Here is a 14427-nt window from a genome sequence, read left to right as displayed (position 1 = left end):
AGGTTGGGACGGACCGCGGTGTTCGCTGACTCCCTGGTGTACTGGCGCCTGGTCGCCGGGCAAGGTCGCGCGCCGGAACCGGCGCCACATCTCATTACCACTGCAATGAGCAGTCCGCCGCTGGTCAAGGACTTGATCAGCGACATCTTCGGCGCCTACGGAAATCACTACCTGGCCAACCCCCTCTTCGACGCCACCGCGGTGTCGGAGGGTTATCAGGAGTGGGCGCTGCGGTCCGCCGCCGAGGGTCATTGCTTGGCTCTCAGGGACGATCGGCGGGTGCTCGGGATCGCGACGCTGGACTTCGATGGTCCGAGGACAGAGATCCTGCTCGCTGGTGTGGTCACCAACGCACAAGGACGTGGCCTGTACGCTTATCTACTCAAGGCGGTGGAAGACCACGCCCTCGCCTGTGGTACGGAGGAAGTCGTGATCTCCACCCAGGGCCACAACACCAGGGTGCAGAAGGCATGGACCAGGTACGGGTTCGTGCCCGTTGAGGCTTTCCTCACCGTTCATCTCATCAGGAGGCGGCTCCTGCCCGCGTACGAGGGCTAGCGCTATCGCCGCTCGTTCGCCGGCGCAGTTCCACGGAGCCGGAGCCGTCGACGCAATCAGAGATCACGTAGGCGGGTCGGCCCATGCCACCGCTATGAATACGGCCGATGTACTCGCCGAGCACCCCAATGGCGATCAGCTGGGCGGACGAGAACAACGCGACCATCGTCGCGATGGTCGTGAATCCGGCGACCGTCGTGTCGCCCATGACGAATCGCCAGAGCACGGCGCCGCCCAACAACAACCCGAAGATGCCGACGAGGAATCCCAGGTAGCTCGCCGCCCGGAGCGGAGCCGTGCTATAGCCGAGGAACATGTTGACCGCGTGCCGCGCCAACAGGCGAGGCGTGTAGTTGGACCGCCCATCGACTCGATGGCTCATTTGCACATTCACCGAGCCGATCCGCGTGGTGGCCCAGAAAAGGGCCACGTCGACCGATACATGCGGGCCGTTGAGGCCCTCGAACGCATCGCGTAGGCGCGTGCGGAACGCCCTGAAGGCGCTGATCGCCTGCGCACCGCTGACCCCGAACACTCCCGCCATGCCAGCCTTCACCGACCGGGACGCAAGGCTGCGGAGAAAGCCGTGCTCCTCTTCGTGCGGCACGCCGTACACCAGGTCGAGGCGGTCGGTCTCGATGGCTGCAAGCAGAAGGGGCACCTGCTCAGGCGGGTGCTGCAGATCGTCGTCCATCGTGACGACCAAGTCGAACGCTGCCTCCCTTATCCCGGCCATCAGCGCGTTGTGCTGGCCATAGTTGCGCGACAGCTGAATCGCGCGGACGGCGTCGAACTGGCACGCCAATTCCCTGGCCGTCTCCCAGGTGTCGTCAGGGCTGCCGTCGACGACGAGGATGACCTCGTGGGAGACGGAAACGCCGTGGAGCATGGAAATGAGCCTGGGCACGAGCACAGGAAGAGTACGGCCAGAGCGGTAACACGGTATGACTACCGACACCGACATTGATCCCCCCGGTGATCAGTGTTGAGTTCGTTCGGCTCCCGCTACAATCCCTCGCGAGACGCGCCGAATCACTCGTAATGTGAATCCACACTTCAGGCACTGCATCACATATCCGGTGAGTGGCACCCTGGTGGGCCGTGATTTATTAATGTTTCATTGTCACCGACCTACTGATCCTTTACGGCCGCATGCCGCGGCGACGAAAAGTCTGTTCCAGGCAACAAGCGGCACAATCTTGAACAAAGTCGCGGGTTGCCGGAAAAACGTTGAACTGAGGCTGCAATAGGTTCAAGTAATCGATGGTCACCACGACCACGCGCTCTTCGGGGGAAGGACTCTTGAAGCGATGAAAGCGCTCGTTTTGGCAGGCGGAAAGGGGACGAGGCTTCGCCCGCTGACCCACACGTCGGCGAAACAGCTGGTCCCCGTCGCCAACAAGCCGGTCCTGTTCTACGGTCTGGAGGCCATACGGGCGGCGGGCATCACCAGCGTGGGCATCGTCGTCGGTGATACGGGAGCAGAGGTACGGGACGCCGTCGGTGACGGCTCGAGCTTCGGTTTGGACGTGACGTACATCGCCCAGCACGCGCCACTCGGGCTCGCGCACTGCGTGCTGATCGCCAGGGAGTTCCTCACCGACGCGCCCTTCGTGATGTATCTCGGCGACAACTTCCTGGTGGACGGCATCGCCGACCTGGTCGACTCGTTCCGCAAAGCGGATTACGACGCCCAGATCCTGCTCACCAAGGTCGCCGAGCCCCAGTTCTACGGCGTGGCCGAGCTCGGCCCCAACGGCGAGATCCTCCGGCTGGAGGAGAAGCCAGAGCACCCGCGTAGCGATCTGGCGATCGTCGGCGTCTACACCTTCTCCCCTGCGATCCATGAGGCGGTCCGCGCCATCACGCCGTCCGCCCGCGGCGAGCTGGAGATCACCGACGCGATCGAGTGGCTCATCGCCCGCGGGCACCGTGTCCACTCTCACTTCGTCAGCGGCTACTGGAAGGACACCGGGCGGCTGCAGGACATACTCGAGTGCAACCGCATCGTCCTGGAGATGATCAACGGAGCCGTCTGCGGTGCCGTCGACGGGCGGTCCGAGATCGCCGGCAACGTCGTCATCGAACCCGGCGCCTCGGTGGAGGGCTCGGTGATCCGAGGACCCGCGGTCACCGGGGCCGACGCGAGAGTCCGCAACTCCTACATCGGTCCCTACACCTCGATCGGAGACAGCTGCCTAGTGCAGGACTCCGAGGTGGAGTACGCCATCGTGCTGAAGGACTCCACCATCAAAGGCGTCTCCCGGCTCACCTATTCCTTGATCGGACGCAATGTCGAGGTCACCAGGGCCGAGGGAATCCCCAACACGCATCAGCTCATGGTCGGCGACCACAGCAGGGTTCAGGTGAGGGCATGAAGGTTCTGGTGGCCGGCGGCGCCGGCTTCATCGGCTCGCACTACGTGCGGTCATTGGTCGGCAGGCGCTATCCCGGCTACGAGGACGCCCACGTGACGGTGCTGGACAAGCTGACCTATGCGGGCAGCTTGGCGAATCTGAAGCCTGTCGCGGAGCATCGGCACTTCCGCTTCGTCCGCGGAGACATCGCCGACGCGCGGCTCCTTGCCGACGTCGTGCCCGGCCACGACGTCATCGTCAACTTCGCCGCCGAGACGCATGTCGACAGGTCCATCGCCGGTCCGGGAGATTTCGTCGTCACCAATGTGCACGGCACGCAACTCCTCCTGCAGGCCGCCCTGAAGGCCGGCGTCCGTACGGTGGTCCAGGTCTCCACAGATGAGGTGTACGGGTCCATCACCGAGGGATCCTGGACCGAATCCGAGCCGCTGGCGCCCAACTCCCCGTACGCCGCGTCCAAGGCCGGGGCCGATCTCCTGTGCCGCTCCTATCATCGCACCTACGGGCTGGACGTCCGGGTAACGCGCTGCTCCAACAACTACGGTCCCAACCAGCATCCCGAGAAGGTCATCCCCCAATTCCTCACCCGCCTGATCGACGCACGTCGCGTCCCTTTGTACGGGGACGGTCAGCACACCCGCGAATGGCTCCACGTCGACGACCATTGCCGGGCGATCCAACTCGTGCTCGACAAGGGTGCTGCCGGCGAGGTCTACAACGTGGGCGGGGGGATCGAGCTCACCAACCGGCAGCTCGCGGAACGAGTGCTGGCCGCCTGCGGCATGGGCTGGGACATGGTGGAGCACGTCGCGGACCGGCCCGGGCATGACCGGCGGTACTCCGTCGATAGCGGCAAGATCCGTGGAATCGGCTTCGCGCCCCAGGTGCCCTTCGACGAAGGTCTCGCTGAGGTCGTGCGTTGGTATCGCGACAACCAGGAATGGTGGTGTCGCCTGATCTAGGAGGAACCATGGAAGCCAGGGAGATTTATCGCACGGTCGAGGTGGAGGACCGGCACTGGTGGTATCGCGAGCGGCGCGCCATCCTGGCTCGCGAGCTGCGCCGCCTCGGCATGCCTGGCAGGGCCCTCGACGTCGGCGCGGCGGGAGGCGGCAACACCAGGGTCCTCGTGCGGCACGGATGGGACGCGCTGATCGCGGACTACTCCGAGACCGCCGTGGGCCTCGCCCGCGAGCGCGGCCTGTCAGCGATCCATGCGGACGCGTGTGACCTGCCGCTGCCAGACGAGTCGTTCGATCTCGTACTCGCCTTCGATGTGCTGGAACACATCGAGGACGACGGAACGGCCGCCAGAGAGCTCACCCGTGTGCTCAAGCCGGGGGGAACGGCGCTGATCACGGTTCCCTGCGACATGGCGCTCTGGTCGGCTCACGACGTGGCGTCGGGCCACGTCCGCCGCTACTCCCGCGAGAGCCTGTGCGCCCTGCTGACGGAGCAGGACTTGGCGCTCGATCGAGTCTGGAGCTGGAACGTGCTGCTCAGGCCGGTCGTGGCTCGCAGGAGGAAACACACGTCGGGTTCCGACGTCATGGAAATGCCATTCCTGGTCAACCTGGGTCTCACCGCCGTGATCGTGGCGGAGAGGTATATGCCCGTGAAATCGCTGCCGGGCGTCTCCCTCATCGCGCGAGCTCACCGGCCACGCCGCTAGAGCGCTGAGCTCACGTAGCCACCTGGCCCAGCCTCTGTCCTGGCCTCGGGACGCCGCGCGGTCCTGATTGGATTGCCAGTGGGATTGTGGCCAAGGCTGGGATCGTCGAAGAAGCTCCCGACGAGGTCAGCGTCTCCTGGAGTCCCCGTAGCGCAGAGCAGGAGTCCTTCATCTGCTGGATCCCGTTGACTGCGGCGCAGCCGACGTGGTCGTGCTCGACGTTCTGCCATGCCTGTCGGGGGCAGAAGAATCACCGCGGCCGGTGCCTTCATCATGGGCCGCAACATGTTCAGCCCCGGCCGCGGCACCTGGGACCTGGACTGGAACGGCTGGTGGGGCGACGAGCCGCCGTACCACGCGCCGGTCTTCGTCCTCACTCACCACCCGCGCGAGCAGGTGACGATGAAGGGCGGCACGACGTTCATCTTCGTCACCGACGGGATCGAGGCGGCGATGGCCCAGGCACGTGAGGTTGCGGGCGAGCGCGACGTGGCCATCGCCGGCGGCGCCGAGACGGTGAACCAGTACCTGGCGGCAGGGCTCATCGACGAGCTGCGCCTGCACGTCGCGCCCGTGATCCTCGGCAAAGGCGAGCGGCTGCTCCACAACGTCGGGGACATCACCCTCGAACCCCTCGGCGCCCCCTCGGGCACCCGCCTCGTCAGCCACCTGACGTATCGGGTGATCCGATAGAAGGGCCGCCTCGGTTCAGCGCAGGATCACGCAGCCACGCGCGGTCAGCCTCCGCACGACCTCGGGCTCTCCGTCGAGCTTGTTCCACCGCAGGTCGAGCTTCTCCAGCGCGGGCAGGTCGGCCAGGCAATCGGGCAGCTCGCGCAGCCGGTTGTTCCGCAGGTCCAGGTGGGTGAGCTGGGGCGGCATCGCGTCCGGCAGCTCGCGCAGGCGATTGTTGCGGAGATCCAGCACGCGCAGCTCGCCGAGCCGGTGGATCGAGGTGGGCAGCCGGGTCAGGGCGTTGCCCTGCAGGTGCAGCTCTCGAAGCCGGGCCAGGCTGCCGATGGTGCCGGGGAGTTCCTCCAGGCGGTTGTTGTAGAGCCGCAGCTCCACCAGCGAGGCCATGGACCCGATCGGGTCCGGCAGGCGCGTGATGCGGTTGTCGGTCAGATTGAGGTAGGCGAGCCGGTCCAGCCGTCCGATCGACTCGGGCACGTGCGTGAACAGGTTGTCGCTGAGATAGAGGTAGTCGGTGAGGGGCAGGTCGCCGAGCTCGGGCGGGATCGTGGTGAGCCGGTTGTGGCCCAGGTCGAGCATGCGGAGGCGGGTCAGGCCGCCGATGGCTGCGGGGATCTCGGTGAGCGCGTTCTCGGCCAGGTTGAGCGATTCCAGGGCGCCCAGTTTCCAGAGGGAGCTGGGCACCTCGGTCAGGCCGTTCCCGCCGGCCGCCAGGTGGCGCAGCGCCGGGGGCAGCCGGTCAGGCAGGGCGCCGATGCGGTTGGCGTACAGGAAGAGTGTCTCCAGGTGCGGCGGGCAGGCCGGGAAGGACGTCAGCTCGTTGCCGTCGAGGTGCAGGGCGCGCAGGGCGGTGAGCCGGGAGAGGTCCGGCAGGCGGCGCAGGCGGTTGCCGTCGAGCCGCAGCTCCTCTAGCGCGGCCAGCCCTGCGACCCACGCGGGCACCTCGGTGATCTGGTTCCAGGCGAGGTCGATAAGCCGTACATCGTCCGAGACGGCGGGGAAGGCGGTCAGTCCGGCGGCGGGGGCACGCATGCCGCCGATCATCGCACGGGGTTATCGGGTGTGGGCGGTACGCAGGTCGAAGAGCTCAGAGGGGGAGATGGGCATGCGGTCGATCTCGATGCCCTCGGCGTCCTCGAGGGCCGAGGCGATGACGGCGGACACCGGGATGACCCCGGCCTCGCCGGCGCCCTTGATGCCGAGCGGGTTGAGCGGCGACGGTGTCTCCAGATGGGCGGTCTCGACGCGGGGGACCTCGGTGGCGTACGGCATGAGGAAGTCCATGAAGGAGGCGTTGACGAGCTGCCCGTGCGCGTCGTACACCATGCGCTCGTAGAGGGCGCCGCCGACGCCCTGCGCCACTCCCCCGTGGATCTGCCCTTCCACGATCATCGGGTTGATGAGCCGGCCGCAGTCGTGCACGACCGCATACCGGACGATCTTGATCTCGGCCGTGTCCGGGTCGGTCTCGACGACCGCCGCGTGCATGCCGGCCGCGAACGTGGACCTGATCGGCGAGTAGTAGTCGCGCCCCTCCAGCCCCGGCTCCTCGCCCTCGGCCACCGGCGGCCGGTCCGGGGAGGCGGTGCCGGAGAACTGGGTGGCCTTGGCGGCCTCCTCGTCGAAGGCGTAGCGCAGGGGGTTGGCCAGCACGGCGACCGTGGACAGCGGGATGGACGCGGTGGGCGCGCCCGCCACGTGCACCACGCCGTCGGTGATCTGCAGGTCCGACGGGTCGGCCTCGAGGGCGTCGGCCGCGATGCGCAGCGCCTTCTCCCGTACTTTCCTGCAGGCCAGGGCGATGGCGTTGCCGCTGACGACCGCCGCGCGCGAGGCGAACGTGCCGACCGCGTAACCGAACCGGCGCGTGTCGCCGGTGACCACGCTGATCCGCTCGATGGGCACGCCCAGCTCGCTGGCGGCGATCTGGGCGAACACCGTCTCGTGCCCCTGGCCTTGGGAGGTGAGTCCCGTGGACACGTGCACGCGGCCATCGGAGGTCACCTGCACGTGTCCGCCCTCGTACGGCCCGACCCCGGTCCCCTCGACGTAGCAGCCGATCCCGATGCCCCGGCCGGGCGCCGGCTCGAAGTCGTCCCAGCCGATCAGCTCCTTGACCATGCGGAGCATCTCGGGATAGTTCCCGCTGTCGTAGATCAGCGGCCGCCCGTCCTGGAACGTCATCCGCTGGTCGTACGGGAACTCCTCGGGCTGGATGAAGTTGACCGCCCGCACCTCGGTCCGGTCCTTGCCCAGATACCGGGCGATCTTGTCCATGGTGCGCTCCATGCAGAACACGCCCTGCGGGCGGCCCGCGCCCCGGTAGGGGGTGACCTGCACGGTGTTGGTGTAGACGGCGCTGAACTCGACCCGGTACGCCCCGAGCTTGTAGGGGCCGAGCAGCTGGGTCGACGTGACGATCGGCACGATGATCCCATAAGGGGTGTAGGCGCCGTGGTCGTGCAGGATCGTCACGTCCAGTCCGAGCACCCGGCCGTCGTCGTCGAACCCGGCGCGCACGTACTGCACCTGCCCGCGCTCGTGCGCGGAGGAGATGAAGTGCTCTCTGCGATCCTCGGTCCATTTGAGCTCGCGGCCGAGCGTCATGGCCGCCCACGGCACGAGGATCTCCTCCGGCCACGGGTGCACGATCTTCACGCCGAACCCGCCGCCGACGTCGGGCGCGATCACCTCGACCTTCGGCAGCGGCAGGCCGAGCGTGGCGGCGACGGCCATGCGGACGCTGGTGGAAGTCTGGGTGCTGGAGTAGACGCGCAGGTCCTCGTCGTCCCATCGGGCGTACACGCCGCGTCCTTCCAGCGGCATGCTGGCGCTGCGCTCGATGTCGAGCCGGAAGGCCAGGGTGTGCGGCGCGGTCTCAATGGCCTCCCGTGCGCCGCGCCCGTCGGCGGCGGCGACCTCCTGGACGAGGTGGGCGCCGATGTTGCCGGGCACGTCCTCGTGCACGAGTTGGGCGCCCTGGACGGCCTCCTCCAGGCCGACGACCGGCTTGAGGAGCTCGTAGTCGACCTCGATGAGCGCGCAGGCGTCCTCGGCGGCGTACCTGTCGGCGGCCACGACCATCACCACCGGCTCGCCGACGTGCCGGACGACGTCCCTGGCCAGCGGGTACGCGGTGCGCCCGTGGGTGAGCGCCGGGTGCGGGATGAGGAGGGGCAGCGCCCGGCCCACCCGCTCGGGCAGGTCCTCCCAGGTGTAGATGGCGACGAGCCCCGGCACGTCCAGCGCGGGCCCGACGTCGATGTCGCGGATGCGGGCGTGCGCGTGCGGCGAGCGCACGAACGCCGCGGCGAGCGCGTCACGCCCCAGGTCGTCGAGGTAGCGGCCCTGTCCGGTGAGCAGCCTGGGGTCCTCCCTGCGCGCTACGGACTCCCCGAACAACCTCGTCGTCATGCTTCCTCCGCCAGCAGCTCGGCGGCCCGGTGAACGGCCTTGACGATGTTCTGGTAGCCGGTGCAGCGGCACAGGTTGCCGGAGACGCCCTCCAGCACCTCCTCCTCCGTCGGCGCCGGGTTCTCCGCCAGCAGGGCGGTCACCGTGCAGAGGAACCCCGGCGTGCAGAAGCCGCACTGCAGGCCGTGGCACTCGGCGAAGGCCCGCTGCACGGGTGAGAGGCCGTCCGGTCCGGCGAGCCCCTCGACGGTGGTGATCTCGCGGCTGTCCACGGTGACGGCGAACGTCAGGCACGAGCGCACCGGCTGCCCGTCGAGCAGCACGGTGCAGCAGCCGCAGACGCCGTGCTCGCAGCCCACGTGGGTGCCGGTCAGGCCGAGGTCGTGGCGCAGGCAGTCGGACAGCAGGCGGCGGGCGGGGACGCTCACCCGCCTGGCGGCGCCGTTCACGACGAGCGTGATCTCATGCTCCACGGGTCTCCGCCTCCCTTGCCGCGTTGCGCAGCGCCCGCTGGGCGAGCACCCTCACCAGATGCCTGCGGTAGGCGGCCGATGCGTGGATGTCGCTCTCGGGCTCGATCGCGTCATGCACGAGCTGGGCCACGACCCAGTCGATCCCCTGGACGGGAGACGGCCCGCTCAGCTCTGTCACGTCCACGACCGTCGGCACCGGCCCGACTCCGATGCACGCGACCTTGGCCGCCGTGACGAACGCGTCCTCGTCCAGCGTGACGACGGCGCAGACCCCGGCGAGGGCGTAGTCGCCGTGCCTGCGGGTCACCTCCTCGAAAGCGGCCCCGGTCCGCGGGCCCAATGCCGGGAAATATGCCGATACGGCCAGCTCGCCGGGCTGGACGGCCGACTCCATGGGACCGACGAAGAAGTCCTCGGCGGGCACGTCCCGCTCGGCCCGCGTGTCTCCCTCCCAGCGGGCCACCCGTACGGAGCCGCCCAGCACCGCCAGTACGGCGGGCAACTCCGCGGCCGGGTCGGCGTGCACCAGGCTCCCGACCACGGTCCCCCGGTTCCGGATCACCGGATGGGCGACCAGTTTCAGCGCCCGCGTGAGCAGCGGATGCGCCCCGGCCCGCTCCACCTCGGAGTGCCGGGCCAGCGCGCCGATCCGCACACCCGCCTCCGTGCGCTCGATGCCGCCCAGCGACGCCACCTGGTTGATGTCGACGAGATGCTCGGGCGCGGTCAGCCGCATGTTGAGCATCGGGATCAGGCTCTGCCCTCCGGCCAGCACCTTGCCCCGGACCTCGGCGAGGGTCCGCAACGCCGCACCGAGGTCGCGCGGGGCGTGGTACTCGAACGGCGGCGGCTTCACCCGGCCTCGTTCCTGGCCGGCTTGAGCGACGGCCCGGCGATGGCCCGCAGCAGGTGGTAGCCGCCCAGCACCACGATGGTGCCGAGGGCGATGCCCTCCAGGATGAACTCCCCGGCGATGAAGTGGCTGACAGGCCCGATGGCCAGGATGATGCCCGCGCCGGTGGGGACCATGTTGACCGGGTCGGCGAAGTCCACCCGGTTCTCGATCCAGATCTTCGCGCCGAGCAGCCCGATCATCCCGTACAGGATGACGGTGACGCCGCCGAGCACGCCGCCCGGCGTGGCCGCGACCAGCGCGCCGAACTTGGGGACCAGCCCGAAGAAGATCGCGATGACGCCGGCGATGTAGTAGGCGGCCGTCGAGTAGACCCTGGTGGCGGCCATGACGCCGATGTTCTCGGCGTACGTCGTCGTCGGCGAGCCGCCGACCGCGCTGGTCACCACCGTGGCCATGCCGTCGGCCACCACCGCGCGCCCGACGTAGGGGTCCACGTCCGCGCCCGTCATCTCGCCCACGGCCTTGACGTGCCCGATGTTCTCCGCGATGAGCGCAATGACGGCGGGCAGAACCAGCAGCACGGCCGAGAACCGGAAGTCGGGGCCGTGGAAGCTCGGCAGCCCGAACCACTCGGCCTGGGCCACCTGGTCGAAGTTCACCCGGTCGTGCGGGAAAGCCGTGGCCACACAGTACGTGCCCTCGACCGGGCAGGGGTTGCCGGCCGCGTCCCGCAGGTTCTGGCCGGGCAGCACGGAGGTGATCGGCCCGGCCGCCCGGTCGAGCAGCCACGACAGCAGGAACCCGGTGACCAGCCCGATCAGCACGCCGATCCGCCCGATGAACCCCTTGAACAACACGATCACCAGGAACGTGATCACCATGGTGATGAGCGCGATCCAGTGGTCCTGCGGCCAGTAGACGTCCGCCACCACGAACGCCAGCCCGAACCCGATCAGCATCACCACCGCGCCGGTGACCACAGGCGGGAAGACCTTGTGGATGATCTCCACGCCGAGGAAGTGGATGGCGAGCCCTGCCAGCGCCAGCACGAGCCCGGCGATCAGGATCGCGCCGGTCACGATCGCGTCCGCGCCCGCGGTGTCGCCGCCCGCGGCCGCCCTGATGGCGAACACGCCGCCGACGAAGGACGCGCTGGTGCCCAGGTAGCTGGGCACCTTCCCCTTCACGATCAGCAGGAACAGGATCGTCGCGACGCCCGACATCATCACGGCGACGTTGGGGTCCAGCCCCATGACGATCGGGAAGACGAACGTCGCGCCGAACATCGCGATCACGTGCTGCGCGCCGAAGCCCACCATTCTGGGCCAGCTCAAGCGCTCGTCGGGTCTGACCACCTCTCCAGGCGTCAGGTGTTTGCCGTCACCGTGTCTGGTCCAACCCCACACCATGAGAGGGCCCCTTTGTGCTGGTTTCCGCTGAGCCGGCGCCACGTTCCGTTGCGGGCACATTAGGCCCGCCCGGACGCTCCTACACGGGCATGATCTGCCAAATCTGCGCCGACTACCAGTGAAACCCTCGCGCACATGCCAGAACTACGCGACGTGAATCGAGAATCCGTCCCCACTCACGACCTGACCTGCCCTGATTTTGGCGGTTTTGCGGAGTTCAACCTCTCCGTCCACGAGCACCATGCCCTCGGCGATCAGCTGCTTGGCCAGGCCGCCGGTCTCGGTGATCCCGCAGTACTTCAGCAGGTCGCACAGCGGGATGTAGTCGGATTGCAGTTCGAAGTCCAGGTCCACGAGACTCAAGCCTAGATGCCCCGCATCCGCAGCACGTGCAGGGCCAGGGTCAGGTTGAGCCGCAGGTGCGGGTCGTCGGTGAAGTTGCCGAGCAGCCGCTCCAGCTTGCCGATCCGGTAGCGCAGCGTGTTGTAGTGGAAGTGCAGGCGCCTGGCCGTCTCGGCCACGTTGAGGTTCGTCTCCAGCAGCACCTGCAGGGTGCGCCGCAGGTCGGCGTTCTCGGCGTCGTCGTCGGAGGCCAGGGGCCCGAGCGTCTCGCGGACGAACGCGTGCAGCTCGTCGGTGTCGTTGACCAGCGACAGCAGCCGGTAGACGCCCAGCTGGTCGAAGTGCGCGACCGCGCCGGGACCGTGCAGCTGACGGCCCACCCTGGCCGCCTTCAGCGCCTGCGAGTACGCCTCCGGCAACGTCTCCGCGCCAGGGCTGGGCCGGGAGGTGCCGGTCGAGAACGTCGCGGGCGGCACGTCGGCGAACGCCGAGGCCGCGTCCTTGGCCACCCGGGTGGCGTCGATCGAGGCGTCGACCACGGCCACCACTTCGTGCGAGAACCCGGCCACCGCCCCCCGCGGGTCGTGCCGCCTCATGGCCGCCGTCCAGCACGACACCAGCCGGTCCTGCGCGCTTCGCTCGTCGCCGTCGGGGTCGAGCTCGGCCACGAGCACGGTCACCGGCCGCGCCAGATCCCATCCGAACGCCCTGGCCCGCGCCGTGATCCGCTCGATGCCGCCGGCCCGGCCGGTGAGCACGTCGCGCAGGAAGTCGGCGCGGTATTTGCTCTCGACGGCGTTGACCGCCTCCTGCCGGGTGACGACGAGCGCGGCGACGGTGGCCGCGCGCTCCAGGATGCCGACGTCGCCGTCCCTGATCGCCGCCGACGGGCTGTAGGCGACGATCCTGCCGTGATGGTGCCCGCCGGCCAGCACCGGCACCGAGGCGAACGCCCGCCCGCGCCCCGACGTCCGCGCCGGGGACGTCGGCGGGCCCTCGCGGGAGATCGACTCGCGCAGCACCGCGACGTGGTCGGCCGGACCGGCGGTGGCCAGCACCTGGCCGGCGCCGTCCACGGCCGCGACCGACACGTCGAGCAGCTGCGCCACCTCGGCGGTGACCTCGCCCAGCCCGCCGCCCGCCAGCACCACCTGCACCATGGCCCGGTGCGCCTCCTCGACGCGGGCCAGCATGGCGGCCTGGCGGTTGAGTATGTCGGTCAGCACCTGGTTGAGGATGTCGTCGAAGCCGACGCCGTTCGGCAGCAGGATGAGCGGGAAACCGAGCCGGTCGGCCTGCTCGACCATCTCGTCGGGCAGCTCGTCGACATAGCGGCCGAGCTTGATCGCCAGTGCGGCCAGGCCGCGCTCGTCCAGGTCGGCCACGAGCCGGCCGAGCGACTGCGGCGTGTTACGTAGCGGATATCCGGTGGTGAGCAGCAGTTCGTGGGGTTTGACCCAGGCCAGGATGTCGGGGACCTCCATGACGTTGAGCCGCTGGACGATGCGCCCGAGCCCGCTCTCCCCGGCGATGAGCCTGGCCTCCGCGAGGGTCGACACCCCCAGCACCTCCTCCACGGACACGCCATGAATGATCGTTCCGGTGCTGGCGAGACGGACGGGGGGCTCCATGGGGAGATTGTGACCCGGGAAGCGGTCTGTCAGGAAGAGCCAACCTTCCCGCTGACTGTTGGCAAATTTCTCCGTACGGAGGGTTCCCTGCCCGTTCTACGGTCAGGTCCAAGGTCGGTTGGGAGGTCCGGTGACGGTCAGCACTCACGCGCGGCGTACCCGCATCCAGGTCACGGGCGCGGCCAGCACGGCGGTACGCCCGCTCCTGGAGTCGCCGCGCCGCCCCGCCCGCGTGCTCGCCGCCTTCCCCGCGGGGGTGTATCTGGAGGTCAGGACCGATCTGGAGCCTTCGGTGATCGCCGTCATCACCGGCGAGGCCACCAGGCTGCCGAACTCGGCGCTGCTCGCGGGGCCACTGCCTCATGTCACGGTGGGTGACGAGGCGTCGGTGGGCGACCGCACGATCGACGTGGGGCACCTGAGTTTGCGCGTGCGCCGCTGGTGGGATCCGGCCCCGTCGCTGGGGCCGGCTGATCGCGATTGCCTGGCCGGCGCCGCCGCGATCCTGGCGCGACCCGCCGAGCCGCGGCCCGGCCTGCACGGCAACGGCGCGGTCGCCTCGCTGGCCGCCGCCTGCGCGCAAGGGTGGCTGCTGGGGGTCGTCACGGCGGCCGAGCAGCTCATCGGGCTCGGGCCGGGGCTCACGCCGAGCGGTGACGACGTGCTGGCGGGACTGCTGGTGACGTTGCGGCACGTGGGCAGGGCCACGGGGGCGGAGCGCGCGGTGTGGCTGGCGGACTGGCTGGGGGCGACCGTCACGTTCGACGCGCGCACCCGCACCACTCCCCTGTCGGCCACGCTCCTGCACTGCGCGGCCAGGGGCGAGGCCAGCCCTGAGGTGCTCGCGGTGCTGCGCGGCGTCACCGGCGGCCAGGCGCTCGAACCGGCGCTGAACCGCCTGCGCCGTCTAGGCCATACCTCCGGCGCCGACCTCGCCCAGGGCGTCGCCATCGGCGTGCACGCCGTCCTGGCCCTTGGCGGGCAGCGGTGAGCCCAGAAGG

14 protein-coding genes are annotated in these 14427 nt (G+C 69.0%); 6 read left to right on the top strand and 8 right to left on the bottom strand.

What is annotated here, in order from left to right; genetic code table 11:
• Positions 1 to 105 precede the first annotated feature (105 nt).
• Positions 106 to 558 carry a GNAT family N-acetyltransferase gene (locus OHA25_RS29040; RefSeq protein WP_327590610.1) on the top strand — a complete coding sequence of 151 codons (453 nt, stop codon included), beginning with the start codon at positions 106 to 108 and terminating at the stop codon, positions 556 to 558.
• On the opposite strand, the gene OHA25_RS29035 is transcribed toward OHA25_RS29040, so the two are convergent.
• Positions 524 to 1522, bottom strand: coding sequence for a glycosyltransferase family 2 protein (locus OHA25_RS29035; RefSeq protein WP_327590609.1), 999 nt, complete (start codon positions 1520 to 1522; stop codon positions 524 to 526). The genes OHA25_RS29040 and OHA25_RS29035 overlap by 35 nt on opposite strands.
• Positions 1523 to 1868: 346 nt before the next feature.
• Between OHA25_RS29035 and OHA25_RS29030 the strand changes: the two genes are divergently transcribed.
• The 4 genes from OHA25_RS29030 (at position 1869) to OHA25_RS29015 (ending at position 5301) form a co-directional block, all read left to right on the top strand.
• A complete protein-coding gene (locus OHA25_RS29030) occupies positions 1869 to 2936 on the top strand; it encodes a glucose-1-phosphate thymidylyltransferase (protein ID WP_327590608.1) in 1068 nt (355 codons plus the stop codon).
• Entirely contained in the window at positions 2933 to 3898 is a 966-nt protein-coding gene (rfbB, locus tag OHA25_RS29025) for a dTDP-glucose 4,6-dehydratase (protein ID WP_327590607.1), read from the top strand. The genes OHA25_RS29030 and rfbB overlap by 4 nt, the downstream gene beginning before the upstream one ends.
• Positions 3899 to 3906: 8 nt before the next feature.
• On the top strand, positions 3907 to 4608 hold the full coding sequence (locus OHA25_RS29020; protein WP_327590606.1) for a class I SAM-dependent methyltransferase: 702 nt from the start codon (positions 3907 to 3909) through the stop codon (positions 4606 to 4608).
• 228 nt (positions 4609 to 4836) lie between these two features.
• Positions 4837 to 5301 carry a dihydrofolate reductase family protein gene (locus tag OHA25_RS29015; protein WP_327590605.1) on the top strand — a complete coding sequence of 155 codons (465 nt, stop codon included), beginning with the start codon at positions 4837 to 4839 and terminating at the stop codon, positions 5299 to 5301.
• Between the two features lie 15 nt (positions 5302 to 5316).
• Here the strand turns inward: OHA25_RS29015 and OHA25_RS29010 are convergent, their stop codons facing one another.
• From OHA25_RS29010 to OHA25_RS28980, 7 genes are all read right to left on the bottom strand, one after another.
• Complete coding sequence (locus OHA25_RS29010; protein WP_327590604.1) at positions 5317 to 6333, bottom strand: leucine-rich repeat domain-containing protein; 1017 nt, start codon at positions 6331 to 6333, stop codon at positions 5317 to 5319.
• Between the two features lie 21 nt (positions 6334 to 6354).
• On the bottom strand, positions 6355 to 8715 hold the full coding sequence (gene cutA / locus OHA25_RS29005; RefSeq protein WP_327590603.1) for an aerobic carbon-monoxide dehydrogenase large subunit: 2361 nt from the start codon (positions 8713 to 8715) through the stop codon (positions 6355 to 6357).
• A complete protein-coding gene (locus OHA25_RS29000; RefSeq protein WP_327590602.1) occupies positions 8712 to 9188 on the bottom strand; it encodes a (2Fe-2S)-binding protein in 477 nt (158 codons plus the stop codon). Before OHA25_RS29000 ends, cutA begins: the two co-directional genes overlap by 4 nt.
• Positions 9178 to 10044, bottom strand: coding sequence for an FAD binding domain-containing protein (locus tag OHA25_RS28995; RefSeq protein WP_327590601.1), 867 nt, complete (start codon positions 10042 to 10044; stop codon positions 9178 to 9180). Before OHA25_RS28995 ends, OHA25_RS29000 begins: the two co-directional genes overlap by 11 nt.
• A complete protein-coding gene (locus OHA25_RS28990; RefSeq protein WP_327590600.1) occupies positions 10041 to 11453 on the bottom strand; it encodes a uracil-xanthine permease family protein in 1413 nt (470 codons plus the stop codon). Before OHA25_RS28990 ends, OHA25_RS28995 begins: the two co-directional genes overlap by 4 nt.
• A 144-nt stretch (positions 11454 to 11597) precedes the next feature.
• Positions 11598 to 11807, bottom strand: a complete 210-nt coding sequence (locus OHA25_RS28985) for an RNA-binding S4 domain-containing protein (protein ID WP_305922724.1) — start codon at positions 11805 to 11807, stop codon at positions 11598 to 11600.
• Positions 11808 to 11818: 11 nt separating this feature from the next.
• Positions 11819 to 13426, bottom strand: coding sequence for a PucR family transcriptional regulator (locus OHA25_RS28980; RefSeq protein WP_327590599.1), 1608 nt, complete (start codon positions 13424 to 13426; stop codon positions 11819 to 11821).
• 130 nt (positions 13427 to 13556) lie between these two features.
• Here OHA25_RS28980 and OHA25_RS28975 point away from each other — a divergent pair, with 130 nt between their 5' ends.
• On the top strand, positions 13557 to 14417 hold the full coding sequence (locus OHA25_RS28975) for a DUF2877 domain-containing protein (protein ID WP_327590598.1): 861 nt from the start codon (positions 13557 to 13559) through the stop codon (positions 14415 to 14417).
• Positions 14418 to 14427: the final 10 nt, after the last annotated feature.

It is taken from the genome of Nonomuraea sp. NBC_00507, assembly GCF_036013525.1.
Taxonomy (GTDB): domain Bacteria; phylum Actinomycetota; class Actinomycetes; order Streptosporangiales; family Streptosporangiaceae; genus Nonomuraea.
The sequence above is the reverse complement of the archived record's forward strand: the minus strand, read 5'-3'. Positions and strand labels throughout refer to the sequence as shown.